The following is a 24,943-nucleotide window of genomic DNA, read 5'->3' on the forward strand; positions in this document are numbered from 1 at the left end:
ACCACCTATTCGATGGTCTTCTTATAAATCCTTGCCTCATACGGTTGCAATTGACTAGTCTCATTGTTTAGATTTTGTAAGACGAGATCAAAAGATGCTGTCGGTACGGGTATCGGATGAGAATCCTCTGAATGATTGAGAATGATCAAAAATTGTTCTTCTCTCAGAGAACGCTCATATACATGAAGCGATTCGTCAGATGGAAGTAAATCTTTAAAATCACCATATACAAGTGCTTCATTTGATTTCCTCAATTGAATCAAACGTTGATAGTAACGGAACACAGAATCCTCCCGTTGCATATCTTTCTCTACGTTCAACTCGACGTAATTTTTATTCACGCTCATCCAAGGTATTCCTTGTGTAAATCCAGCTTCTTTTTTGTCGTTCCATTGCATAGGCGTCCGTGAGTTATCTCTACTCAATAGTTGCAAACTGACCAATACTTCATTCTCATTTCGTCCCTTATCCACTTCTTCTGCATACCGATTCTTCATCGCAATATCTTGATAATCTTCAATCGAATCAAACGTGACACCAGTCATTCCGATTTCTTCTCCTTGATAGATATAAGGCATACCAGGCAATGTGTGCGTCAAGGTAGCTAGCAGTTTTGCCGAGGCAACTCGATGTTCCCTATCATTCCCATAACGAGTAACCTGACGCGTGTGATCGTGATTGTTTAAGAACTGTGAATTCCATCCTCTACCTTTCAACCCTTCGTACCATTCACGCTGAATTTCTTTAAAACGAAGCATATCCCAAGTCGGCATCTCATCAGCGATTTGAAAATGGAACAACGTATTGAGCTCTTGACGTTCCTCATCTACATAGAGTGCGCCTTCTTTCGGTGTAACGAACGGTATCTCACCGACAGTCATACAATTATAGTTTCCTAGTACTTCCTCATGCATTTCTTGAAGATACTCATGAATCCCCGGATTATTAGCTAAGTAACTCAAATTATATGGATCTTCGACATCAGATAAGTCTTTGCGTTTTGCGAGAAGATTGATGACATCCATTCGGAATCCATCAATACCTTTGTCGAGCCAAAAACGCATCATCTTATAGATTTCATGACGCAATTCTTTATTTTCCCAATTGAGATCGGGTTGTTCGACGGCGAATGAATGGTAATAATACTGACCGCTGTGCTTATCCCATTCCCAACAAGACGGCTCAAAATATGATCGCCAATTGTTTGGCGCTTTCCCTTGCACTGGGTCATGCCAGATGTAGTAATCTCGCTTTGGTGAGTCTTTACCCTTCTTTGATTCCAAGAACCACTGGTGTTGATTCGAAGTATGGTTAACGACAAGATCCAAAATGACTTTCAGACCGAGTGCGTGCGCCTCTTTCAACAAACGTTCAAAATCCGCCATCGTTCCTGCTCGATCCATGACACCATAATAGTCGGCAATGTCATATCCGTTGTCCTTATCAGGCGACACATAGAACGGATTGAGCCAGACAACATCCGCCCCAAGTTCTTTAATATACGGTAACTTTTGACGTACACCTTCTAAGTCACCATATCCATCTCCATCTGTATCGAAAAAGCTTCGCCAATACACTTGATATACGACGGCCTCTTTCCACCATGTCCGTTTCATTCCGACTCCCCCTCATTAAAAATGCCTCGAGCGTTAACACTCGAGGCTTCGTTTTTAAATTCGAACCAATAGCTTCTCTAATGTGAGACGCGCTGTGTTTTCGAAGACAATATCTGCCTCAGTCAAGACATTCGGGTCGCCAATTCCGACGGCAAACATACCTGCCTCATGGATGGCCGTGATTCCCGCAACTGCATCTTCAATACCGACACATTCTTTCGGATCGACTCGTAGCGCTTCAGCAGCTTTAAGAAATACTTCAGGATGCGGTTTTGAATGTATCACAGTTGCCGCATCAACAATATGGTCGAACGCTTCAAGCAATCCAAGTTGGCTCGTCACCGTCTGAGCATTCTTCGAGGCTGACGCCATTCCGATTTTGTAACCCGCTTCTTTTAGCTCTTTCAAGAACACTTCAATGCCCGGCAGGATATCTGCATCCGTGATTTTTGAAATAAATGATACATAGTGTTCATTCTTCTTGATCGCAAGCAGTTCCTTCTCTTCAGCAGAAAAGTCATTCTCACGGCCGCCAAGTCGTAAGATTCGTTCCAATGATTCAGTTCGACTCACACCTTTGAGTGTCTCATTGAATGCTCGATCAAACGGAATCCCCAAATCTTCTCCGAGCGCTTTCCATGCTAAGTAATGATATTCGGCAGTGTCGGTGATGACACCGTCTAAATCAAAAATAAAAGCTTTCATTTTCATTCTCCTTATTTATCTCCACCAATTCGTAAACCTTGCATGAAGTACTTATTCAGCATGATGTACAAAATGATGATTGGGATGATACTGACGACAGAAGCCGCCATGATGTAGTTCCACTGCGTGGCATTCTGACTTTGAAATGACTGAAGTCCGAGCGTAAGCGTATATTTTTCGGGTGATGTGATGTAAAGGAGCGGTTTTAAGAACTCATTCCAGAACCCGAGGAACACGAAGACAGCCTGTGTTGCAACCGATGCACGCGCCATCGGGAAGACAATACGCCAAAACGTTTGGAATCGATTTAGTCCGTCTACTTGTGCAGCTTCTTCTACTTCGCGTGGGAAGTTGATAAAGAACTGTCTCATCAAGAAGATGTAGGAGAAGTTGATGGCTCCGGGAATGATCAACGCAGAATATGTGTCGAGAATTCCAAGCGAACGCATGATTAAGTAGTTCGGGATGAGCAAGATTTGCCCCGGTACCATCATGACAGCCAAGATCAACAGGAATAAATAGTTGCGTCCCGGGAACCGAAGACGCGCAAGCGAATAACCTGCCATCGTGTTAAAAATAACGTTCACAATAGTTCCTAATGTTGCAATTAAGAAGGAGTTCATAATCCAACGTGGAAAAAGCGGATCTTTCGTAAAGATGTGTTCAAAGTTTGCGAGCGTCGGGTTCTCTGGCCAAAGCGTAAGTCCTCCAGCTACAATCTCGCTATATGGTTTGAACGATGCGAGCACTGCCCATAGGAATGGATACAGTGTGACGAGCGCGTAAGAGACGAGGATGACATACATGACAATACGCGGCCATTTTTTCTTTTTCATATCCATTCCTCCTTAATAGTTCGATTCTTCTTTATTCAACTTACGAGCAATCATCGAAACCGTGAAGATGATGATTGTCAAAATAATTGCCAGTGCTGACGCATATCCCATCGTTCCAATGGTCTTAAACGCATACTGATAAATGATAAGCGAGAATGTAAGTGTTGCGTTGTTCGGCCCACCGGTTCCTCCTGAGATGATATATGCTTGGTCAAATAATTGGAAACAACCGATGATTCCCATCAACAGGACATAGTTCGTTACAGGCGTAAGGTTTGGAACTGTAATTTTCATTAGCTTTTGCCATGCATTCGCTCCATCAAGCGATGCCGCCTCGTAAAGTGATGACGGGATATCCTGGAGACCCGCTAAATAGATTGTCATGAAGAATGGGACAGTAGACCAAATATTCATGACCATAATGGTCGTGAGGGCAAAATCGGTCTCATTGATGAAATTGATTGGTGCATCTAACAACCCAAAACTGACAAGAACATTGTTGATCGGTCCATTTAGACTGAATAAAAACATGAAAATCATGGTGAGTGCTGAACTTGAAGTCAGCGTCGGCAAGAAATAAATGGTACGGAATGTATTTTGAAAACGAATCCCGGAATTTAAGACAGCCGCCATAAGAAGTGCAATTGCCGTCTGAATCGGTACAACAAAAAGAGCATAACGAAACGTATTTTTTAAAGCCGTCCAGACCCGATCATCGTTCCATGCGTTGATGTAATTTTCAAAGCCGACCCATTGGAAATCGATGCCGCCAAACAAATTCACGCGTGTAAATGATAAGAAAAGTGAATACGCAGTCGGAAGCAACGTGAACGTCACTAAAATGATTATCGTCGGCAGCATAAATGTCATGCCTTGTACAGCTTCACGGCGATCACGTTCACTACCTTTCTTTTTCTTAGGTGATGGTGCCTGTGATGCTGTGTCCGTACGTCGGTTGATTTCGAGCTGTGTGCCCATATGATCGATCCTTCCTTCCCGAACAAAACGAGGCCCGCGCGATTACGCGAGCCCAATTGTTTCTTCATTTCAATTGCGTCTCGATATCTTTATTCGCAGTTTCTTCTGCTTTTTTCATTGCTTCTTCGAGTGTCATATCACCTTTCAAAGCAGCAGGTAACAAGTTGTTGTATTCACGAGCAACAATTGAAAGAGAATCGCCTTTTTGCCAAGGTGTCGCATAAGCTCCAGCCGCAACGAAAGGTGCTTTCAATTCATCATCTTGAAGATTAAGTTCTTCGGCGATTGATTTGAGTGACGGGAGAACACCCGCTCCTTCAGACCAAATCTTCATCCCGTCTTTCGAAGTTGCGTAATTGATAAATTCCCACCCTGCCGCTTTTTCTTCCGAATCGCTATTGAGCGAATAAGAGACTGTGAACATCATCGAACCACTGTTTCCGTCAATTGTAGGAACTTCTTTCGTTCCCATTTCAATGTTCGGGAAGTTCTGTTCGATATGCGAAATTGCCCAGTTACCTTCAATCATGATTGCAGCTTTTTCAGCACCAAATGAATCGCCTGCCCATCCTTGCCCTAAATCAGCAGGTCGTTGAACAAGTTTATCTTGATAGGCATCTACAAGTGGTTGCAATGCTTCAATTTGATCCTGTTGTGACAATACCGCCATTCCATTCTCATCAACGATATCTGTTCCACCCGATTGTAGGACGAACATATGACGCGCGAGTTCAGATGTAGTAATTGCTGGTGTCACACCAGATGGAAGCTTTTCTTGTAATTCTCCTAAAAATTCAGGAAGCTGGCCCATCTCTGTCGGGATATCATCTGCTGTGAAACCAGCATCTTCAATCAACTTTTTGTTGTAGTAAAGTCCGAGAGTGGAATAATCTTTAGGAAGACCGAATAATTGATCGTCAGATTTAAAAGCATTAATGGCTGGTTCATAAAAGTCGCCTAAATCTTTTTCTGTTTGTTCGACATATTGATCAAGTGGTTCGAGTACACCTTGTTTAGAAAGTTCAGGTGCTAAAAAAGCATCTACATAAAACACATCTGGTGCTGTTCCGCCGACGAGGTCAGTTTGGAGCTGTGTTTGATAATCATTGTAGACTTTCTTTTTAACTTTGATTCCAGTCTCTTCAGTGAAAGCTGCTAACAATTCATCGAATGCTTTTACTTCAGCATCTGTGCCTTTCCATGTCCCTACTGTGATTTCTTTACCTTCAAGTTCAGATGGATCTGAAGCGACTTGCGCCTCATCTTCACCACCACAAGCTGCAGTAAAGACAAGTCCTGATAGCATAACAATCGATAATGGCTTAGATACTTTTTTATTCATCAATCATTTCCTCCTTAAGTGTAATGTCGACCAAATTAAAGTAACCGCTTTCAACTCACAACTAGATTTTATACCCGAAACGTTTCGGAAATCAAGAACTTTTTTAAAATCCTTCAAAAACGCTTTCAATTCAAGGTTTACAAGATATTCATATACAGACTAAACTAGATGTACCTATAAATTTTACTTGATTTACTCACAACGTTTTCATAAAGGAGTATTGTATGATGGCCACATTAAAAGACGTTTCTAAAGCATCCGGTTTTTCCATCACAACGGTATCTCGAGCCTTAAACGGCTACGATGATGTAAACAAAGAGACACGGGACAAGATTTTAAATGTCGCTAAAGAACTTGGTTATAGCCCGAACATTTTGGCACGCAGTTTGGTCAAAAAGCAATCCAAGACAATCGGCTTTCTCGTCACTGATTTAAAACGCGAGAGTATTAAAGATAACTTTATGTTCGAGACTTTATGCGGTGTATCAGATGAATTGTCTGACCTTGATTACGAGTTCGTTCTTTTATCGACTACGACCTCAAAGCAAAAAAATAAAACGTACAGTCAAATGTGCGCAGAACGTCAACTAGACGGGGTTGTTATTCAAGGATTAAAACGAGACGACCCCTACTTACTCGAGGCAATCGAAAGCACAGTACCTTGCGTACTGGTCGACATTCCTGTCGAAGGGATCAATACAGGTTATGTGACCTCAAATCAGCTCGAGAGCGCTAAACAAGCCGTTCGTTATCTCATCCGACTCGGACACCGACACATTGCATTTATGAACGGCGCACCACACGCCTATGTTTCGACTGTACGATATGATGCCTATCGACAAGTGCTACACGATCACGAAATCGACTTCCAAGAAGAATATGTGTTAAACGGAGATTTTGAAGAAATCGCCTCAAAAGATGCAGCACTTCCTTTTTTGTTGAATCACCCTGAAGTGACAGCGTTTTTCTGTGCATCCGATGTCATGGCACTTGGTGTCCTCCAGGCAACGAGAGAACTCGGCTTAAACGTTCCAGAAGATCTATCAATCATCGGATTTGACAATATCTTATTGTCTCAGTACGTATCCCCACCGTTAACCACTGTTGGACAACAACCTTATGAAATGGGGCGAAAAGCCGCGTCGATGATTGTCAATATTGTAGAAGGTCAAGATGTGCCTCACGAAGCTTTCGTCAATAATCAGTTAATCCTGCGAGAATCAGTCACAAAAAATCGGCGATGATTAGTCATCGCCGATTTTTTGTATCGTCATAAATGCAAAGATACCGACAGTCGCCCAATATAAAACAGAGAGCATAGGCACATTGATTGGCAATAACTCAATAACTGTACGCACAATCAAAGGTGCTGTGATGCCATAAGCTGTAATCGTCCATGCCTCTTTATAACAAATCGGTACAAAGCGTCGAAACCCAAGACCTGCTAGAGCCAAAAGGGAAATCAACAGAAAATGCAAAACCAAATCAAACATAGTAGCCCCGTACACGTAAATGGGATAGAACCAATTCAATCCTTTTAATAAAACGTCTAAATCATGTTCTGTCACGTCTGACCGCCCCACAAAATCAAGTAACGTCTGATAACTTTCCAAATCCGTCTCGACTCCGCTTCGCTTGAATGTCCAACCGGATTCCATAAGGACTAGCGTTTGGCGTGCATCCGTTTTCTGTTCCTCCCCCACCATTACAGACAGATCGAGAACAGGAACATCAAACGCAAAAGATTGATCATACCAAAGACCATCCTCCGTTATCTGAAATGAAGGCAAGTCTTCCTCAATCACCTCAGGTTGTCCCATCCATTTGACTCCATATACGAGCACATTGGCGAATAGAACAGCAATTGCCACATAGAAAATTGATTTCCAAATTGATTGTGACCTCCACGTTTTCACTTTCTCAAATTGAAAGCCTAAACTAGCAATTATTTGTTCCATGTTAGTCCTCTTTTCTAAAACGTTTCTGCCACCATTTAATCACGTTCTTCAAACAATTGAAAGAAAATATAGCAAAATCACTATTGAATATCCGAAACGTTTCGGATAGAATGGTGACGAATCAAGAAAGCGCTTTATCATACAGGAGGTTATATGGTGACGAATACATTGATGAACTATACGACTGGCAGAGAAAATCTACAACATTGGCTCGTATCTGAAGACGGGTTTCGCCCGGAATGGCTCGGGAAAGGTGAATCGGTATTTTCTCTCGGAAATGGATACATGGGGTTACGTTCTGTCACAGAAGAACATTATGCGAATGAAACACGCAACTTGTTCGTGGCGGGGACATTCAATAAGTTCGCTGAGAATGAAGTGACCGAACTTCCGAATGCAGCAGACCTAATCTGGATGGAGTTCAAATTAGACGGTATCCGTTTTGATTTGACACAGGGCAATATCCTTTCCTACCGTCGTACGCTTAATTTGAAAGAAGCTGAGCTCGTACGTGACATCACATGGCAAAGTTCGAATGGCAATGTTTACGACCTTACTTTTCGACGCTTCGTTTCAATGGATAATCTGCACGTAATTGCTCAACGAGTGACCATAACGCCGAAACAAAACAGTGTCCTCTCACTTACTTCAGGTATTGATGGACAAACGACAAACAGTGGTGTCCAGCACTTCTTAGAAGGGAACAAACGACTTTATGACGGACGTTTTATGCAACAGATCCAAACGACGACTGAATCTGGAATCGATTTTGTCTTCCATAGCGTCCATCGTTTTTACCAACGTGAATCAATGAATCCGACATCCATTATCAAAATGGATCGCCGTCAAATTTTCTTTGACTACTCGGATATTGAGATTCCAGCGAATGAAGTATTTACGATTGAAAAATACTCGACCGTCTTCACTTCTCGTGATAAAGAGTTGAATGCTGTTACCACAGAGGAACTCGCAAACCACGCGTTAAATGTGACACGAAACGTTGAATCAAAAGGATACGAGAACTTGTTCATTGAACATATTCAAGCATGGGATGAACTCGTATGGTCTCGTACACCAATCAATATTAAATCTAAGGAAATGTTTGATCAATTAGCCATCCGATTTGCTCAATATCATCTTGCTGTTATGACACCGAAACATGACAATCGCATGAACGTTGGAGCAAAAGGCTTGTCTGGAGAAGGATATAAGGGGCATACATTCTGGGACACAGAAATTTTTATCTTGCCTTACTACACATATACGAACCCAAAAATTGCTCGCAGTTTGCTCGAGTATCGCTATCTTTCACTACCTGGGGCACATCGGAAAGCCAAAGAGAATGGATACGATGGCGCAATGTTCCCATGGGAATCAGCATGGCTCGATGATGGTGAAGTCACGCCAGTCTGGGGTGCCGCAGACATCGTGACGGGCGAGGCGACCAAAATTTGGTCCGGTTTTATCGAACAACACATCACCTCAGATGTCGCTTTCGCTGCTTGGCAATATTACCACATCACCGGTGACCAAGAATTTATGGACCATTACGGTTATGAACTTTTGATTGATACAGCAAAATTCTGGGCGAGCCGACTCGAATGGAATGAGTCTGAAAATCGTTATGAAATCAATCAGGTCGTTGGACCAGATGAATATAAGGAACACGTCAATAATAACGCGTTTACGAATTATACAGCTCACTGGAATATTCAAAAGGCAATTGAGTATGTAGAACTGTTACGTATTGAAAAACCGAATCTGTTCGAGCAATTGAACGCTAAGCTTGATTTAGAAACAGCCGAAGCAAGATTCCGACATGTCCTTGACTTAATTTATTTGCCACAAGTGCGCGAAGACGGAGTATTGCCACAAGATGATACGTATTTGCAAAAAGAAATCATCGATTTGAGCAAATACAAAAATCAAGAAAACGTTGGCTCCATGTTCTATGACTATAATCTGGAACAAGTAAACGAGATTCAAGTATCAAAGCAGGCAGACGTGATGATTTTAATGTATCTGCTTGAAGATTTGTTCTCAGCAGATGTCAAACGAGCAAACTGGGAATACTATGAGCCGAAGACATTACACGACTCCTCGCTCTCCCTTTCAACTCATAGCGTCCTTGCATCGGATCTTGGTAACCGCGAACTTGCTTACAGCTTATTCCGTCGGGCCTCTGAAATTGATCTTGGACCAAACATGAAAACGTCTGATGCAGGTATTCATGCGGCTTCACTCGGTGGGATTTGGCAAGCTGTCATAAACGGTTTTGGCGGCGTACGTATGACCAGTGGAAACTTACGAATTTCTCCAATGTTGCCGGAAGCTTGGGATGAACTCACTTTCTCAATCAATTGGAAAGGTGAAACGCTCGACATTTATGCATCACATGACAAAGTTGTACTTACGCGTCGTGCGCCTTCAATTGAGCCACTCACTGTCGAAATTTATGGAGAAAAGCAGACTATTACGGAAACATTTACAAGTGAAGTGTTATCAGTATGACCTATCGTCCTATCTACCATTTCGCACCAGCTTTTGGATGGATGAACGATCCTAATGGACTTTGTCAGTTCAACGGTGTCTACCATCTGTTTTATCAGTATCATCCGTTTGGCTTAAATTGGGATGATATGCATTGGGGGCATGCCACCTCAACAGATTTAATCCGTTGGGAACATAAGCCGATTGCTCTACGTCCAGGAGATGATTACGATCGAGACGGTATTTTTTCAGGTAGTGCGTTAATCAAAGACGACATGATTCATTTGTATTACACAGGCAACACGTGGTTAGATGAAAAGCGTGAAACGTTACGTCAAGTTCAATGTCTTGCCACATCAAAAGATGGACTATCGTTTCAAAAAAGTGTACACAATCCGCTCATATCAGAAATTCCCGAACATGGAAATGCCCATGTTCGGGATCCCAAAGTTTGGGCTGAAAACGATAAATTCTATATGATTCTCGGAACACGTAATGAACTGAATGGAAAAGTAGTGCTCTACGAATCAGATGACGCCCTTCACTGGAGGGAACAAGGTATCATTGCAGAGGGAACTGGGGAGCATGGATGGATGTGGGAATGTCCCGACCTTTTTACTCTAAATGGTCATGATGTATTGTTACTCTCTCCACAAGGAATGGAACCAATAGGAGATCGCTATCACAACCTACATCAATGCGGTTATTTTATAGGTGAGTTCGATATAACTACGACACAGTTCACACATGATTCGTTCTCCGAGTTAGATTATGGTCATGACTTTTACGCTGCCCAAACCTTTCTAGATGATCAAGGTAGACGAATTTTGATTGCTTGGAACGCGATGTGGGAACAAGATTGGCCGGAGCAACGAGAAGGCTGGACGAACCAGATGACCATACCACGTGAATTAAACATAAGGAATAATCGGCTCTGGATGACTCCGATTGAAGAAATGAAATGGTTACGTCAATGCTCCTTCCCTCTCAAATCACCTTTTTTCTCAGGAAAAGCGTTTGAGCTTGAGTTTGACGTGGAAGGAGAATTTCAGTTCAGTTGTTTTCAAGGTACTGCTACCCTTTCCGTCGCTAAAGGCTATATCCAACTTGTTCGAAACGAAACAGAACGAAGGATTCAGGCTAACTGTGAACGAGTTCGTTTATTCATCGATTCTTCTTCTATCGAAGTTTTCGTAAATGATGGAGAGTATGTCTTTTCTAGTCGCATCTATCCAACCAATCACACCTTACAACATCACCTCACTGGAAACATTTCAAATATTATGTACCATTCCTTTGAGTAAGTATATTGAAGCAGGTCCGAAATCAGTCTGGATCTGCTTTTTTGCATATTATGAAGCATTTTGTAATTGACATTATTTTGAAGACTGCTACCGTTAATGTATAGTCTACCGAAAAGGTCGTGAAGGAATGACGCTCACCGTTTTGTTGCTCAATGCTTGTGTCGCATTCACCGGGTTTTATATCATCTCAAAGATTTATCATTCTTCGCTTTTTAATTCGTACCGCCTTCGTAGTTTCATGATTGGGCTACTCGCAGGTGCACTCGGGCTGTTTTTGATGTATAACGCCGTGGAAGTCAACGATACGGTCCGTGTCGATTTACGTCACTTACCCCTCGTGTTGCTTGCTTTTTATGGTGCTCGTTTTCCTTTATTCATCGCAACACTCTTCATCGCCAATACACGATTCTTGTTCGGAATGACCGAACAAGCGGCGATTGCGTTTGTCGCGACCTTCCTCGTCAGTATCGGGATGCTCTGGATTCATCGGTTGTTTCGGGAGCGACTTTTCATCCAAAGCCTCTTTTTGAACGTGTGGGCGCTCTTCATTATTTCGATTGCCGTCTATATCAATATGGGTTGGAGCACGGCTTATGTATCCCTCGTCTTGACCATTTGGATGATTGGAATGCTTGTTGGATTGCTCTCAAGTATCCTCACCATCGACCTGGAACAAACGACTCGCCGGGCCATCGAGTATAAGCAGTCGTCTGAACGAGATCATTTGACCGGTCTATACAATCGACGTGTATGGGATCGATATACGGCATCCGTCGGGCAAGAGAATCGGACGTATAATGTGCTTGCGCTCGATATCGATCATTTTAAACATGTGAACGATACATACGGTCACGGAAACGGTGATCTCGTCTTACAACAGTTCGCCAATATCTTAAAAGTCGAGACGCGTGCCCATGATACGGTCGCACGAATCGGTGGGGAAGAATTTGTCATCTTGATGTACGATTTGAGTCCAGAGAAAGTCGATAAAGTGGCGAATCGGATTCGGGAACGAATTGCCACTGAACTGTTCTATTTGAACGATTTTCCACCGATTCAAATCACGACGTCGGTCGGTGTCGCCCATGGGACCTCGCTTCCCATCAAACGGATGGTCGACCTTGCGGATTCAGCGCTCTATCAAGCAAAAAACGAAGGGCGCAATCAAGTTGTCGTCTCGACCTATGGCGTACCAGAACCAATCATGACATGAACGAACCCCGCTCCAAGTGGAAGCGGGGTTTGTTGTACTCATTTGGTAAACCGTTCAACCTCATCTGTCATGATGGCCGAAACCGCTATCGGGGGTAAGTCCTTCACGTCGTTGATCGTGTAGAGCCGTGTCTCGAGCGTCGTCTGTTGTATCTGTTCCCAAGCAATTGAACCAATAAATGCAGGCTGGGCGTGAATCGCCTCGGCCCGAATCGTTTCAGCGAACGAGACGGTGTCCGACTCACCCGTGAGTGTCAACACCGCAAGCCGGGCGACTGGTGCCACATCTCGCATTCGGACGAGTGTTTCACGATTGAACGAGGAGAACACGACACGGTCACCGAGTTCAAACTCGTTGACAGCAAGCCAAGCGAGACGCTCAATCCCAGGATACGCATATTGATCCGTCTTCAATTCGATGTTCAGGGTGACGTTGCTTCGTTCAATCAGTCCGAGCACTTCTTCTAATGTCGGAATGCGTTCATAGCCGTCGATCTTCAACTGACGCAACTCTTGAAGCGTCATGTCTTTCACCCATCCCGTTCCATTCGTCGTCCGGTCGACGGACTCGTCATGAATGACGACGAGACGCCCGTCCTTTGATACCTGTACGTCCAGCTCGATCCCATCCACATAGGGAAGAGCTGCCTCGAACGCGGACAATGTATTTTCCGGGTAATTGGCGCTATAGCCGCGATGTGCGTAAATCAACATGTCATTGCCCCAAGGTGGAAGTCGTCTCATCAGCCGCACGTTTCAATGCCTCTTCGACCGACACCCCTTGATACAAACTTTCCATCGCATTGACGACACTTTGTCGTGATTGTGGGAACGTCGAGATGAGCGCTCCTTGTGTCGCCGGTGATGGTTTCGTCTCACTGAGTTGGTCGACCGTCACTTTCAGTTGTGGATATTTCGCCCACATTTCTTTTACGATCGGCTCGTTGTACGCTTCTGGATTGATGGCGAAGTAGCCTGTGTCGACATGCCACTGTGCTTGCGCTTCCGTCGAAGCGACATATTTCATGAACTCCCATGCGCCTTCTTTCGTCTCTTCGGCAATGCCGTCACCCATCCAGAGCGATGCCCCGCCGATGACGACGCCTTGACGCTCCGCTTCATTCGGTACCGGTAAGTACGATGCGCCGATTTCAAAGTCCGCATTGTCTGCGACCGTACGGATTCCTGCTGACGAGTCCAGATACATGGCAACTTTCCCAGATTGGAATGCCGCACGCATATCGTCCCAATTTTGACCGACGTTTAAGAACGTCTTCTCGTCGTACATTTCTTTGATGAGATTGAACGCGTTCTGTCCTTCTTCGCCATCGAACACGGCTTTCGTCGGGTCTCCACTTCGTCCATTGTCATTGTCGACATACAATCCACCTTGCGCAGCCACGAGCTGTTCAAAGAACCAACCATAGTTGAGCATCGTGAAGCCGGTTTGGTCGTCCGTCGTCAGCTTCTTCGCTGCTGCTTTCAATTCGTCATACGTACGCGGTGCCTTCTCCGGGTCGAGCCCTGCTTTCTCAAACGCTTCCTTGTTATAGATGAGGACCGGTGTCGATGAGTTGAACGGCATCGAGTATTGTTTCCCATCGACTTGGTAATAACTCAAGATGTTCTCTTCCCATACGCTCGTGTCAAACTTCTCTTTGTCGATGAACTCCTGAACGGGTGTGATTTTGTTCGAGTCGATCATGTATTTCGTCCCGACTTCGAACGTCTGCATGATGGCGGGCGCGTCTTCCGAACCGGCGACCGCATTGAATTTTGTCAGTGCTTCTTCATACGTTCCTTGGAAGACCGGTTTGACTTCATAGTCGTCTTGCGAAGCGTTGAACGCATCGACTTGACTGTTTAAAGCCGTCTCCAGGTCCCCGCTCATCGCATGCCAAAAGACGACCTCTGTCTTTCCGTCTTCTGTCGTCGCCGCGACGGGTGCCGCTTCTTCACTGCCACATGCCCCGAGTAATAACACCGAACTTGCCAACCCTGCGAATAATCCTAATTTTTTCATTTGTCATATCCCCCTATTATTTGATAGCGCCTTGCGTCAAACCTTCTTGCAAGTGCTTTTGTCCTGCGAACAACAATACAAGTGTCGGAATGATGATCAAGATGACTGCCGCCATGACGACGCCCCAATCCGAGGCGACTTCGTTCGACTGCATCTGTTTGATGCCGATTTGGACCGTTCGCGCCTGTTCCGTGTTCGTGACGAGAAGCGGCCATAAGTACATATTCCAAGTCGTCAAAAAGCTATACACCGACAATGTAACGAGCGGTGTCTTCGAGACCGGCAAGACGACGTTCCAAAAGAATCGGAAGCGACTGATCCCAGCAATTTGGGACGCCTCGTACATTTCGTACGGAATCGTTTTGAACTGTTGCCGAAGTAAGAACGTCCCGAACGCGAGTGCGAAGAACGGCACAGACAGTCCCCATACGCTATTCAGCCAACCGAGCGACTGAATCGTCAAAAAGTTCGGTACCATCGTCGCTTCCCATGGCACCATCATCGTCGCCAGGAAGAGCATGAAGATGAGCCCTTTTCCTTTAAAGTCGATAAAGACGAATGCGAATGCCGCGAGACTCGACAAGACGACCTGTCCGACCATCACGAGAAGCGCGACGACCAAACTGTTGAGCAGATACGTCATCATCGGGATACGCTCGAACGCGGCCACATAGTTTTCCAATGAAGGTTCACGCGGAAGGAGATGTCCCTGGAGCACTTCCTTCCCGTCCATCAGACTGATCGAAAACGCATAGGCAATCGGAAACAGCATGACAACAGCACACAAAACGAGTAAGACATAGACGCCGATATTCCGTAACCTCATTGGTAATGCACCTTCCTTTCGACCAGTTTGAACTGGAGCCACGTCAACAGAAGGACAGCGATGAATAAGAGCACGGCCTGGGCGCTGGCACTGCCAACGTTATAGTTGATAAACGCATCTTTGTAGATGGCATAGACGATGACATTCGTCGCATTCGTCGGTCCACCTTTCGTCAATAAATCAATCTGTCCAAACGTCTGGAAAGCGTTGATGAGCGAGATGATCCCGACAAAGAAAAGTGTCGGCGACAACATCGGGATGGTGATGGCCCGAAGTTGCGTCCAATAACTCGTCCCGGCAATGTCCGCGCTCTCATATAACGTCCGATCGATGTTTTGCAGACCGCCGAGTAAAATCAAGAACGTAAAGCCGATGTTCATCCAAACGGTCGCAAGTGACACGGAAAGGAGCGCATATTGTGGATCGAGGAGCCACTGTACACCACTTGCCCCCACTGCCTCGAGGAACCGGTTGAAGATACCGATTGACGGATTGTACATGAACATCCAAATGACCGATGACGCCGCGACGCTCATCCCCATGGTCGCCGAGAACGCCGTCCGAAAAATACCGATCCCTTTCAGTTTCTCATTGGCGAGGAGTGCGAGACCGAGCGCAATCAAAATCGTGAGCGGGACCGTCAAGAGGACGAATCCGACTGTCGCCTGAATGCTTTGCCAAAACGCGGCGCTCGTGAACAGCGTGCTGTAATGACCGACTCCGACAAATTCGAGCGGCGTTCCTTGTGTGTCGGTCCGGAAAAAGCTTAAATAGATTGTTCGCAACAGCGGATAGACGAGAAAGACACCGAACAAGATGATGGACGGAGACAAGTACAACAATCCGCTCGCTGCGTCAGATAGCCGTGTCCGAACTTTCTCTCTCGGTAAGGCGACTGTCATTGAAACACCTCCAACGCCTCAAACAGTTTCGGTTGTCGTGGCTCGATGCGCTGCCCGTTCGTATCAAATAGCGACATCTGTTTCGGATCCACATAACACGCCACTTTTTCGCCGACCGTGAGCGGCCATTGTCCCGGCCACTTTGCCAACCACTCGTTCCCTCCGACGTCAAAGGCGAGAATCGTCTCGGTCCCGAGCACTTCAATATTTTTCAGTTCTGCGTAAAATGTCACATCTTCGTCCGCCGGCTTGATTTGCTCAGGACGGACACCGAGTGTCGCCTGCGACGTTTCCGTCAGTGCGTTTGGATGGAACAACCGCCCGTCTGAGGCCATCCAGCCTTTTTCCTGTCGTGTCACGTCGACGAGATTCATCGGAGGTGACCCGATGAAGGAAGCGACGAACGTATTCGCCGGTTTGTTATATAAGTCGAGCGGCTTTCCGACTTGTTGCACTTCCCCCTCATTGAGGAGCATGATGCGGTCTGCCATCGTCATCGCCTCGACTTGGTCGTGGGTGACATAAATCATCGTCAGTCCGAGTTTTCGCTGTAACTGGCGAATCTCTGAACGCATCTTTGCCCGTAGTTTCGCGTCTAAGTTCGAAAGCGGCTCATCCATCAGGCAAATGGGTGCCTCGGTCACGATGGCACGTGCCAAGGCGACACGTTGTCGCTGACCACCGGATAGTTCACGTGGTTTCCGTTTCAAGTAATCGGTGAGCCCGAGTGTCTCCGCCGCCTGTAGGCAACGCTCCCGCTGTTCAAGCTTCGTCAGTCCTTTCGTATGTAGACCGAACGTGATATTTTTCTCAACCGTCATATGTGGGTAAAGGGCATAGTTTTGGAACACCATCGACAAGTGACGCTCACTCGGCTTCATCCCGTTTGCCGCTACTCCGTCGATGCGAAGCGTTCCGCTTGTGATGGATTCGAGCCCGGCAATCATCCGAAGCATCGTACTCTTCCCGCAGCCGGACGGACCGACGAGTGCGAAGAACTCTCCTGCTTCAATCGTCACGTCAATCCCTCGAATGACTTCCGTCTCCCCGAACGATTTCGTCAATTGTTGTAACTGTATTGATTTCATGCTAATTCCTCCTTCTGACTTTGAACGTGCCAAAGTCGTTCATCCCCGGTCGATACGGCGAATGCCCCATGATCGAGGGCGCGATGCACGTCAATCGGTTGACGAATCATGCCACCTGTCACAATCGGAAAGGAAATATCCTGGGAAATCTTCTCGACCACGCTCGGAATCAGACCGGGCATGAGTTCAATCGCATCCGGTTGTTGCGCCTCGGCGAGCTTGAGCCCACTCGTGACAGCATCCGAGTCGACGAGAAAGAGTCGTTGTACCGTCAAGAGTCCCGCTCGCTTCGCATGTTGGAGCACGGATGCTTTCGTCGTGACAATCCCATCGGCGCCGACACGTTTGGCGAGGTAATCGATCCCGTCCCGGTCGAGGCTGATGCCATTGATTCGCTCGGCGTGGAGGAAGACCGTTCGATTCTCTCGCTTCAAGTGCGCCACATAGCGGTCGAGCGTGCTGAGCGTTCCCATCATGAGAAACGTCGTCGTCACATCCGTCCGTAAAAACGCCTCGATTTGTTTTGGACTTTTGATGGAGGCAATCATCCGTTCTTGTCCGATTCGCGCAATCGCTTCATTCACTTGAATCATCCTTTCTTGAAAAAAAGGACCAACAGAAACGACACGTCATCGACGTACGGGCTTCTGTTGGTCTCTCAAAGGTTCTACCGGTAACTATTCACTTGGAGTGAGGGGGTCTCACAGCTCCTATCGTAACGAACGATTGTAAAGACACGATAAAGGAATCGCAAAGTTTCATGAAGAGAACGTAAAAAAACCGATTCACGGGGAATCGGTCAATGTCTGTTCGGCTTTCGCTAAGATGTCGGCTTTCACCTCATCGTCCCGTCCTTGCCAATTGCGGACCATCATCTTCATCCGCTGGTTTTTCGAGAATCGTTCCTCGTGACGGTCGATGAACCGCCAATAGAGGGCGTTGAACGGACAGGCGTCGTCTTCTGTCGTATGTTTCGGGTTGTATGGGCAATCCCGACAGTAGTCACTCATCCGGTCGATATATTTTCCGGAAGCGACATACGGTTTCGTGGCGAGCTTTCCACCGTCCGCATGAAGGGCCATCCCGAGAACGTTCGGTAAGACGACCCAGTCATAGGCATCGATATACATCTCGTTGAACCAGTCGCTCGTCTGTTGCGGTGAAATCTCGAACAATGTCGCATAATTTCCGAGCACCATCAGTCGCTGGATATGATGATTGTGGGCATGCGCGACGACCGGTTTCAAACTTTGATGCAGACAGTTCAAATTCGTCTTCGCATCCCAGAAGAAGGACGGTAAGTCGCGTTCATGCTTGAACGTGTTCACGTCTTCATAACCGGGCATGACAGAAAGATAGACGGCGCGCATGTATTCCCGCCAACCGAGGATTTGCCGGACGAATCCTTCAATCGACGATAGCGGTGCATCCGCCTGACATGCCGCATCAACGACTTCTCGCGGTGTCAGTAGACCGATATTGATGGCAGCCGACAATAGACTGTGCGACATCTCCGGTTCATCCGTCATCATCGCATCTTGATACGGACCGAACGTCTCGAGCCGCTCTTTCACGAACCGATTCAGTGCCCGTCTCGCCTCGGTATGTGTGACCGGCCAATGGAACGGGGTCACCTCCCCCGGATGTTCCGAGAACGTCGACTCGACTTTTTCGATAACGTCTTTCGTGATTGAATCCGGACGAAAATGAACGGCCGATGGAAACGATAGTCCTTCTTTCGGCGGTTTTCGGTTATCCTCATCAAACGACCATTTCCCACCACGTGGCTTCCCCTCTTCGAGCAAGACATCGAATCGCTTCCGCATGTGACGATAAAAACGATCCATTCGCCACGGCTCATTCCCGAGCGTCTCGGTCGCTTCCTCTTTTGATAAGTAGAAGAGCGGAACATCCGTATGTTCGACCAGTTTAAGCTTCTTCCCGAATTGTTTCAGTTTTTTCGCCATCGGTTCGTCCGTGACGGCGGTGACATGAATTTCATCCGGACTGTACTGTTTCACATGGTTGTCCCATGCCTCTTGGAACGAATCCGCCTCGTGATAATCCACGGTATATCCTTTATCGCGCAATTCTTCCGCAAAGTGTCTCATCGCAGAGAAGATGAGGACGAGCTTTTGTTTATGGTACGGACGCCACGTCGCGCGCGACGTCGCCTCAATCATGACGATGACGTCATCTTCTTTTATATCCTTCAACATCGCAAGCTCGTGCGAGAGTTGGTTGCCGAGTATCCAAAATGAACGCATGTTGTTGACTCCTTTGTCTCATCAATATGCTACAATCGAGCTACTTTCAAAGTGAGGTGACAGTATGCTCCCACAAGTGTTCAAAAACTGGGTGGACAGTCAGTATGAAAATCCACGCGGCTCCGTTGGGAAATATATCGGGGAAAAGATGGTACGCCAACACCGGATCGAAGTCGAATGGACGATTGAACAGTTAGACATTCAACCCGGTACAACCGTTCTAGAGCTCGGGTGCGGGGCCGGCGATGCGATGGCGACCATCCTTCAACGACATCCTGACGTACATGTCATGGGTCTCGACCGTTCGAAGACGATTCTCGATTCAGCACGACAGCGTAATCATGATTCGATGCAAACAAAACGGGCAAAGTTGATTCAAGGAGATTTGCATCAATTTGAGATGATGGACGCATCCGTCAATCACGTGTTCAGCGTTCACACACTATATTTCTGGAGAGATGTCACGACCGTTCTGTCTGAAATCGAACGCGTCTTGAAACCGAATGGCACATTTGTCATCACCTACTGTGACGGGAAAGGTGATGTCGAATGGAACGACATCTCCGATATGATTCGGAATCAATTTATCCCCGCAGCGGTGAACCTCGGATTCAAGGACGTATCGGTACAACGTGGACCGGACTCCCGTGATTATCATACGGTCGCCGTTATGGGATGCAAACCGAACTCTTAATCACTACCCGTTTTTCATTCGATCCTTTCACGCCAATCGGTTCGTTGGTGCTGAATGCGAAAACAGAAGGCTAAACCAATCGTAATCCATCGGTTTAGCCTTCTGACGTTATTTATAAAACTTGTACGTGTTTTTCCCGCTCGATTTAGATTGATACAGTGCAATGTCTGCCTCTTTCAACAATCGACCGAGGTCCGCCTGTTCGTCGGAATCATATTGAGCGATGCCGATGCTCGTTGATAACGGGAGATGGTCGTCCCATTCTTTCAATACAGACAAGATTTGTTCAGCATACCCAATGACAGTCTCTTTGGATAACGCATCTGCGATTTTTATAAGAAATTCATCCCCACCTAAACGATACACTCTCGAATCAGGTATCGGCTCCATCAAACGTCTCAGACGAAGCGCCACTTCTTTTAGGACAAGGTCCCCTTCATCATGACCGAATGTGTCATTCACCCATTTGAACCCATCTAAATCAATTAAAAACAGTGCCCCACCTTGATTCGGATTCGTCTCAAAATAGTTAGACAAGTAATGTCGATTATAAAGATTCGTCAACTCGTCCCGTGAGGCACGACGTTCGAGTTCTAAATAGTAACTGAACATACGAACCACGCGCTTCAACAAGCGGACACTTTTTGAATCGTACTGGGCGCTTTTATGATTGGCGACACAGAGCGTACCGAAAATATCCCCGTTCTTCGTCAGAATCGGGATTCCCAAATACGACTTGATGTTCACTTCGCGCAGTAATGACTGAAGTCGCGTCGATTCAATCTGCGACTCAATGTCTTCATACATCAAAACTTCTCGTTGATTGAAATCGATTCGATTACATACCGTATCCTTCAAATCAAAGGACATGCCTTCTTCAAGTAGGATAGGAGAATCTTGTGAGGACAGTTTGAGTATATGTTGGGTGTCATTCTCAATTGACGTGAGATAGACTAGTTTATCTGGTACTATTTCTTTTGCTAACTCAATCAAGTCAATCGCTAGCTCATCGAAATTCCGATACATTTGAAACTCATATGAGTGCATATGGTACCTCCACGCTAAAAATCATCCACACTCATTATATCGAACAGTTTGGTCTTTCCCTGTACCGATATATAAAAAATACCTCACGACGTTCATCGCGTCGTGAGGTATTGAATAGCGTCCTGATTGATTCATTCTTACAGCGGACTCTTCACACTCGAAGTGAGCGCTGCATCGAATCGTGCCGTGATTTGATGCGGACGGGTGATGGCTCCCCCTACAACGACCGCGTGCGTTCCTAAATCCATACAACGCTTTGCCATCTCAGGTGTCAAAATATTCCCCTCGGCCACGACCGGCTGTGTCACGTGATCTAACACATCTTTTAAAAACTTGAAATCATCATGGTAGAGAAGAGATCCTTTCGTTTCGTCTGTATATCCGTGCAAAGTTGTCGAGATATAGTCGAAACCAAGGCGATCCGCCTCAATGCAGTCCTCGAGGGTCGCGCAATCAGCCATCAACAATTGATTCGGATAAATCGAGCGGATAGCGTGAACCAGTTCTTGGAGTGACAGGTTTCCCGGACGAGGACGCTTTGTCGCGTCGAGCGCGATGGCGTCCACACCGACTTCCATCAATTCCTCAATCTCTTTCATGGTCGCTGTGATGAACACGTCACTATCTTCATAGTCACGTTTGACGATACCAATAATCGGAACAGTCACGTGTTTTTTTATCTCTTGAATATCCCTCGCTGAATTGGCTCGAATTCCTTTGGCGCCACCTTGAACGGCCGCAATAGCCATCCGTCCCATAATGAATTCACTATGGAGCGGTTCACCTTCTAAAGCCTGGCACGAAACAATCAATCCAGTCGGTAACGTTATCATAATAGTTATTCACTTCTTTCTTTTAAACGATCAAGTGCTTTAAGTGTTTGTAGATAATGCGCTTTTAATGCTTCATTCGTCTCCATCAATGTCTTCGTCACCGCATCGGCTGTGAAGAGAAGTGGGAGTTGTGTATTAATCAAGAATGCCTCGCCGGAGGCACCGGCAGTCAACAACCGATAGTCGACAAGTTCAGCAAGTGGTGAATGTTGATAACCGACGAATGCAACTGTCGTACACCCCGACTCTTTCGCGAGTTGCATCGCCTGGACGACTTCTCGACTTTCTCCACTATTCGAAAAGGCAATGACTACGTCTTCTGACGTGACAATCGATGCGTCCATGACCATGCTGTGACTGTCGAAAGCGGTAGTCGCCAACAATCCCATCCGTCTCAATCTGTATTCCATTTCCTGTGCCACTAGTCCGGCGTTGCCTAATCCGTATAAGTGAACGGATCGGCTCGATGTAATCTCTTTACAAATCGCAAGTAGTTCATCCTGATCAATTAAATGAGCGGTCGTCTGAATCAATTCAATGTATGACCGCTGCATCGGTTCGAGCGAAGTCGTTTGGGGCAAATTCGTTTCCGTCAACGTCTTTTGCATCATGAGCTTCAGTGAACTATAACTTCCCACTCCGATTTTTTTGCAAAACCGCGTGATTGTCCCTGGTGAAGTCGCAATCGCATTTGCTAAATCGGTAATGTTCATTTCGATTGCCTCATTCATGTTCGCCATCAGATAATCCGCAATCTTTTTCTCACTGCCCGTCATTTCTGAATACACGTGTTTTATTTGCTCCCACACGGTTCTTCCCTCCAACACATTCGTTATTCGCCCCGGCCTAACGCCTCTTGGACTTCATTCTTAATAATTGTAACAGAAGGACCGTAGATTACTTGAATTCCATTCCCTTTTTGAACCACCCCGTGAGCGCCCGTCTCTTTCAACAAGTCTTCACGGACATGTTGATTGTCGTTGACGGTGACGCGGAGGCGTGTCGCGCAGCAGTCGACCGTCTCAATATTGTCGTCGCCACCTAGTGCCGCAATGATGGCTGACGTACGATCCGACGCCGCAACGTCTGCTGTTTTCACTGTCTCATCCGATCGTCCAGGTGTCATGAAATTGAACTTTGTGATGAGGAAACGGAACGTTACGTAGTAGAGCAAGAACCAGAAGGCACCGATGACCGGTACGAGCATCCAGTTCGTCTTGTCATTCCCTTGTAAGACCCCGAATAAGATAAAATCAATGAACCCACCAGAGAATGTTTGACCAATCGTAATCTCAAAGATGTGAGCCATCATAAAAGCAAGTCCATCAAAGATAGCATGTACTAGATAGAGGACCGGCGCGACAAACAAAAATGCGAATTCGAGTGGCTCTGTGATTCCCGTCAAGAATGAGGTGAGTGCTGCCGAGAACAAGAGACCGAACACGACTTTCTTTTGCTCCGGCTTTGCACAGTGATACATGGCAAGCGCCGCACCGAGAAGACCAAACATCATCGTGATGAATCGACCCGACATAAATCGTGCTGTTCCTTCATAGAATTGTGTCGTATTCGGGTCAGCCAACTGCGCGAAGAAAATCTTTTGCGTTCCTTCGATCAATGATCCGTCAATGACCATCGAGCCCCCGAGCCCAGTGGTCCAAAACGGAATGTAGAAGATATGGTGCAACCCAAATGGTCCAAGCATCCGAAGGACGAACCCATAAATGAATGTTCCGATATATCCTGTTTTTTCAACGAGACCACCTAACGAGAAAATCCCGTTCTGCACCGTCGGCCAGATGAAGTAGAGCCCAATCCCTACACCAATCGCAACGAATGACGTGATGATTGGGACAAAACGTGATCCGCTGAAGAACCCGAGGAACTGTGGAAGCACTTGCTTGTTGTAGCGGTTATGCAAGAGCGCCGTGACAATCCCAATCAAGATCCCACCGAACACACCAGTTTCAAGCGTTTGAATTCCGAGCGCCATCCCTTGACCGGCACTCGCTAAGTTCGTTTCCATCAACTCTCCAGTAATCTGAAGCATTGCGTTGATGGTCGCATTCATAATCAAATACCCAAGCATCGCCGCCAATCCGGCCGTTCCTTTATCAGACTTCGCGAGTCCGACAGCGACACCGATGGCAAACAACACAGCCAAGTTCGCGAATACGATTGAACCGGCAGCCGCCATAATGGTGAATAGATGTTGCAACCAGTCGATGTCGAGGAACGGGTACGCTTGCACCGTATTCGGGTTAGACAAGGCGCCCCCAATTCCTAACAGTAGTCCAGCGGCCGGTAAGACAGCAATCGGCAACATGAACGATTTCCCGAATTGTTGCGCTCGTTCAAAGAGACGTGACATGAATAAATCCTCCTTAAAATCATTTTCACCTGAATCATAATATGAAAAATATTTTTATGCAAGCGTTTACGGTAAAAAAGATTTTAAAAAGAGTGACCTCGTTTGGTCACTCCAGATTACCCTCGACTTTTCCGCGTCAACGTCAATCCACCAAATCCACTGATGACAGCGATGTAAAATCCTAAATCATAGAACCAGCCGGTATTGTTCACTTCATACACACGATACGTATCATTGAATAATCCTAAAATGAGTGAGATCGGTGCAATCCATCCGTGCCAAATACCCCAGAAAAAACCTGCCGGATCCGTCGTGTACGTCCCGTCACCCGGAACACAACCTCCGAGTAGTGTAACAAGTGTCAGCATGATGAGTATGATTCCAAATCGTTTCATCTTTCATCCCTCCTATAATGGGTATTCCCGTTTCTCCTAAAAAAAGCACTGACAAA

General features: G+C 46.2%; 23 protein-coding genes. 5 read left to right on the forward strand and 18 right to left on the reverse strand.

The genetic code is table 11. The annotated features are described in order from the left end of the window. Window positions 1-5: 5 nt before the first annotated feature. The 5 genes from EAT1B_RS06285 to EAT1B_RS06305 all read right to left on the reverse strand — a co-directional run bounded on the left by EAT1B_RS06285 (window position 6) and on the right by EAT1B_RS06305 (window position 5,477). A complete protein-coding gene (locus EAT1B_RS06285) occupies window positions 6-1,616 on the reverse strand; it encodes an alpha-glucosidase (RefSeq protein WP_012727312.1) in 1,611 nt (536 codons plus the stop codon). Window positions 1,617-1,670: 54 nt separating this feature from the next. Further along, window positions 1,671-2,321 carry a beta-phosphoglucomutase gene (gene pgmB / locus EAT1B_RS06290; protein ID WP_012727313.1) on the reverse strand — a complete coding sequence of 217 codons (651 nt, stop codon included), beginning with the start codon at window positions 2,319-2,321 and terminating at the stop codon, window positions 1,671-1,673. Between the two features lie 11 nt (window positions 2,322-2,332). Then, complete coding sequence (locus EAT1B_RS06295) at window positions 2,333-3,157, reverse strand: carbohydrate ABC transporter permease (RefSeq protein ID WP_012727314.1); 825 nt, start codon at window positions 3,155-3,157, stop codon at window positions 2,333-2,335. 12 nt (window positions 3,158-3,169) lie between these two features. Further along, window positions 3,170-4,135, reverse strand: coding sequence for a carbohydrate ABC transporter permease (locus tag EAT1B_RS06300; RefSeq protein WP_012727315.1), 966 nt, complete (start codon window positions 4,133-4,135; stop codon window positions 3,170-3,172). A 64-nt stretch (window positions 4,136-4,199) separates the two neighbouring features. Further along, a complete protein-coding gene (locus EAT1B_RS06305; protein ID WP_012727316.1) occupies window positions 4,200-5,477 on the reverse strand; it encodes an ABC transporter substrate-binding protein in 1,278 nt (425 codons plus the stop codon). Window positions 5,478-5,704: 227 nt separating this feature from the next. Here EAT1B_RS06305 and EAT1B_RS06310 point away from each other — a divergent pair, with 227 nt between their 5' ends. Next, the gene (locus EAT1B_RS06310; RefSeq protein WP_041917946.1) at window positions 5,705-6,721 is read left to right on the forward strand and encodes a LacI family DNA-binding transcriptional regulator; all 1,017 of its coding nucleotides are present in this window, start codon (window positions 5,705-5,707) and stop codon (window positions 6,719-6,721) included. On the opposite strand, the gene EAT1B_RS06315 is transcribed toward EAT1B_RS06310, so the two are convergent. Beyond that, a complete protein-coding gene (locus EAT1B_RS06315) occupies window positions 6,722-7,435 on the reverse strand; it encodes a DUF1189 domain-containing protein (RefSeq protein WP_012727318.1) in 714 nt (237 codons plus the stop codon). Between the two features lie 153 nt (window positions 7,436-7,588). On the opposite strand from EAT1B_RS06315, the gene EAT1B_RS06320 reads away from it, so the two are divergent. The 3 genes from EAT1B_RS06320 (at window position 7,589) to EAT1B_RS06330 (ending at window position 12,442) form a co-directional block, all read left to right on the forward strand. Continuing rightward, on the forward strand, window positions 7,589-9,946 hold the full coding sequence (locus EAT1B_RS06320; RefSeq protein WP_012727319.1) for a glycoside hydrolase family 65 protein: 2,358 nt from the start codon (window positions 7,589-7,591) through the stop codon (window positions 9,944-9,946). Next, window positions 9,943-11,229, forward strand: a complete 1,287-nt coding sequence (locus EAT1B_RS06325) for a glycoside hydrolase family 32 protein (protein WP_012727320.1) — start codon at window positions 9,943-9,945, stop codon at window positions 11,227-11,229. Before EAT1B_RS06320 ends, EAT1B_RS06325 begins: the two co-directional genes overlap by 4 nt. 127 nt (window positions 11,230-11,356) lie before the next feature. Further along, window positions 11,357-12,442 (forward strand): GGDEF domain-containing protein, encoded by a 1,086-nt coding sequence (locus EAT1B_RS06330; protein WP_012727321.1) that lies wholly within the window; start codon window positions 11,357-11,359, stop codon window positions 12,440-12,442. Window positions 12,443-12,480: 38 nt separating this feature from the next. On the opposite strand, the gene EAT1B_RS06335 is transcribed toward EAT1B_RS06330, so the two are convergent. From EAT1B_RS06335 to EAT1B_RS06365, 7 genes are all read right to left on the reverse strand, one after another. Further along, window positions 12,481-13,185, reverse strand: a complete 705-nt coding sequence (locus EAT1B_RS06335; protein WP_081432711.1) for a glycerophosphodiester phosphodiesterase — start codon at window positions 13,183-13,185, stop codon at window positions 12,481-12,483. Then, window positions 13,157-14,464: an ABC transporter substrate-binding protein gene (locus EAT1B_RS06340; RefSeq protein ID WP_012727323.1), complete on the reverse strand. Its 1,308-nt coding sequence runs from the start codon at window positions 14,462-14,464 to the stop codon at window positions 13,157-13,159. The genes EAT1B_RS06335 and EAT1B_RS06340 overlap by 29 nt, the downstream gene beginning before the upstream one ends. Before the next feature lie 16 nt (window positions 14,465-14,480). Further along, window positions 14,481-15,290 carry a carbohydrate ABC transporter permease gene (locus tag EAT1B_RS06345; protein ID WP_012727324.1) on the reverse strand — a complete coding sequence of 270 codons (810 nt, stop codon included), beginning with the start codon at window positions 15,288-15,290 and terminating at the stop codon, window positions 14,481-14,483. After that, a complete protein-coding gene (locus EAT1B_RS06350; RefSeq protein WP_012727325.1) occupies window positions 15,287-16,192 on the reverse strand; it encodes a carbohydrate ABC transporter permease in 906 nt (301 codons plus the stop codon). Before EAT1B_RS06350 ends, EAT1B_RS06345 begins: the two co-directional genes overlap by 4 nt. Beyond that, complete coding sequence (locus tag EAT1B_RS06355; RefSeq protein ID WP_012727326.1) at window positions 16,189-17,280, reverse strand: ABC transporter ATP-binding protein; 1,092 nt, start codon at window positions 17,278-17,280, stop codon at window positions 16,189-16,191. The genes EAT1B_RS06350 and EAT1B_RS06355 overlap by 4 nt, the downstream gene beginning before the upstream one ends. Further along, on the reverse strand, window positions 17,277-17,864 hold the full coding sequence (locus EAT1B_RS06360) for a glycerol-3-phosphate responsive antiterminator (protein ID WP_012727327.1): 588 nt from the start codon (window positions 17,862-17,864) through the stop codon (window positions 17,277-17,279). Before EAT1B_RS06360 ends, EAT1B_RS06355 begins: the two co-directional genes overlap by 4 nt. A 201-nt stretch (window positions 17,865-18,065) precedes the next feature. Further along, on the reverse strand, window positions 18,066-19,547 hold the full coding sequence (locus EAT1B_RS06365; RefSeq protein WP_012727328.1) for a cryptochrome/photolyase family protein: 1,482 nt from the start codon (window positions 19,545-19,547) through the stop codon (window positions 18,066-18,068). Window positions 19,548-19,611: 64 nt separating this feature from the next. Here EAT1B_RS06365 and EAT1B_RS06370 point away from each other — a divergent pair, with 64 nt between their 5' ends. Beyond that, a complete protein-coding gene (locus EAT1B_RS06370; protein ID WP_012727329.1) occupies window positions 19,612-20,241 on the forward strand; it encodes a class I SAM-dependent methyltransferase in 630 nt (209 codons plus the stop codon). 108 nt (window positions 20,242-20,349) lie between these two features. Here EAT1B_RS06370 and EAT1B_RS06375 read toward each other — a convergent pair whose 3' ends face one another. The 5 genes from EAT1B_RS06375 to EAT1B_RS06395 all read right to left on the reverse strand — a co-directional run bounded on the left by EAT1B_RS06375 (window position 20,350) and on the right by EAT1B_RS06395 (window position 24,887). Then, complete coding sequence (locus tag EAT1B_RS06375; protein WP_012727330.1) at window positions 20,350-21,288, reverse strand: sensor domain-containing diguanylate cyclase; 939 nt, start codon at window positions 21,286-21,288, stop codon at window positions 20,350-20,352. Between the two features lie 137 nt (window positions 21,289-21,425). Next, a complete protein-coding gene (locus EAT1B_RS06380) occupies window positions 21,426-22,121 on the reverse strand; it encodes an N-acetylmannosamine-6-phosphate 2-epimerase (RefSeq protein ID WP_012727331.1) in 696 nt (231 codons plus the stop codon). A 5-nt stretch (window positions 22,122-22,126) separates the two neighbouring features. Beyond that, window positions 22,127-22,930: a MurR/RpiR family transcriptional regulator gene (locus EAT1B_RS06385; protein ID WP_012727332.1), complete on the reverse strand. Its 804-nt coding sequence runs from the start codon at window positions 22,928-22,930 to the stop codon at window positions 22,127-22,129. Between the two features lie 23 nt (window positions 22,931-22,953). Next, a complete protein-coding gene (locus EAT1B_RS06390) occupies window positions 22,954-24,492 on the reverse strand; it encodes a maltose/glucose-specific PTS transporter subunit IIC (protein WP_012727333.1) in 1,539 nt (512 codons plus the stop codon). Window positions 24,493-24,608: 116 nt separating this feature from the next. Next, complete coding sequence (locus EAT1B_RS06395; RefSeq protein ID WP_012727334.1) at window positions 24,609-24,887, reverse strand: hypothetical protein; 279 nt, start codon at window positions 24,885-24,887, stop codon at window positions 24,609-24,611. Window positions 24,888-24,943: the final 56 nt, after the last annotated feature.

Source organism: Exiguobacterium sp. AT1b (assembly GCF_000023045.1).
In the GTDB taxonomy this organism is placed as follows: Bacteria; Bacillota; Bacilli; order Exiguobacteriales; family Exiguobacteriaceae; genus Exiguobacterium.

What these genes read in the sequence shown, in the direction of transcription:
- EAT1B_RS06285 (WP_012727312.1), bottom strand. Translation starts at nt 1,616, where the DNA reads ATGAAACGGACATGGTGGAAAGAGGCCGTCGTATATCAAGTGTATTGG.
- pgmB (WP_012727313.1), bottom strand. Translation starts at nt 2,321, where the DNA reads ATGAAAGCTTTTATTTTTGATTTAGACGGTGTCATCACCGACACTGCC.
- EAT1B_RS06295 (WP_012727314.1), bottom strand. Translation starts at nt 3,157, where the DNA reads ATGAAAAAGAAAAAATGGCCGCGTATTGTCATGTATGTCATCCTCGTC.
- EAT1B_RS06300 (WP_012727315.1), bottom strand. Translation starts at nt 4,135, where the DNA reads ATGGGCACACAGCTCGAAATCAACCGACGTACGGACACAGCATCACAG.
- EAT1B_RS06305 (WP_012727316.1), bottom strand. Translation starts at nt 5,477, where the DNA reads ATGAATAAAAAAGTATCTAAGCCATTATCGATTGTTATGCTATCAGGA.
- EAT1B_RS06310 (WP_041917946.1), top strand. Translation starts at nt 5,705, where the DNA reads ATGGCCACATTAAAAGACGTTTCTAAAGCATCCGGTTTTTCCATCACA.
- EAT1B_RS06315 (WP_012727318.1), bottom strand. Translation starts at nt 7,435, where the DNA reads ATGGAACAAATAATTGCTAGTTTAGGCTTTCAATTTGAGAAAGTGAAA.
- EAT1B_RS06320 (WP_012727319.1), top strand. Translation starts at nt 7,589, where the DNA reads ATGGTGACGAATACATTGATGAACTATACGACTGGCAGAGAAAATCTA.
- EAT1B_RS06325 (WP_012727320.1), top strand. Translation starts at nt 9,943, where the DNA reads ATGACCTATCGTCCTATCTACCATTTCGCACCAGCTTTTGGATGGATG.
- EAT1B_RS06330 (WP_012727321.1), top strand. Translation starts at nt 11,357, where the DNA reads ATGACGCTCACCGTTTTGTTGCTCAATGCTTGTGTCGCATTCACCGGG.
- EAT1B_RS06335 (WP_081432711.1), bottom strand. Translation starts at nt 13,185, where the DNA reads ATGAGACGACTTCCACCTTGGGGCAATGACATGTTGATTTACGCACAT.
- EAT1B_RS06340 (WP_012727323.1), bottom strand. Translation starts at nt 14,464, where the DNA reads ATGAAAAAATTAGGATTATTCGCAGGGTTGGCAAGTTCGGTGTTATTA.
- EAT1B_RS06345 (WP_012727324.1), bottom strand. Translation starts at nt 15,290, where the DNA reads ATGAGGTTACGGAATATCGGCGTCTATGTCTTACTCGTTTTGTGTGCT.
- EAT1B_RS06350 (WP_012727325.1), bottom strand. Translation starts at nt 16,192, where the DNA reads ATGACAGTCGCCTTACCGAGAGAGAAAGTTCGGACACGGCTATCTGAC.
- EAT1B_RS06355 (WP_012727326.1), bottom strand. Translation starts at nt 17,280, where the DNA reads ATGAAATCAATACAGTTACAACAATTGACGAAATCGTTCGGGGAGACG.
- EAT1B_RS06365 (WP_012727328.1), bottom strand. Translation starts at nt 19,547, where the DNA reads ATGCGTTCATTTTGGATACTCGGCAACCAACTCTCGCACGAGCTTGCG.
- EAT1B_RS06370 (WP_012727329.1), top strand. Translation starts at nt 19,612, where the DNA reads ATGCTCCCACAAGTGTTCAAAAACTGGGTGGACAGTCAGTATGAAAAT.
- EAT1B_RS06375 (WP_012727330.1), bottom strand. Translation starts at nt 21,288, where the DNA reads ATGCACTCATATGAGTTTCAAATGTATCGGAATTTCGATGAGCTAGCG.
- EAT1B_RS06380 (WP_012727331.1), bottom strand. Translation starts at nt 22,121, where the DNA reads ATGATAACGTTACCGACTGGATTGATTGTTTCGTGCCAGGCTTTAGAA.
- EAT1B_RS06390 (WP_012727333.1), bottom strand. Translation starts at nt 24,492, where the DNA reads ATGTCACGTCTCTTTGAACGAGCGCAACAATTCGGGAAATCGTTCATG.
- EAT1B_RS06395 (WP_012727334.1), bottom strand. Translation starts at nt 24,887, where the DNA reads ATGAAACGATTTGGAATCATACTCATCATGCTGACACTTGTTACACTA.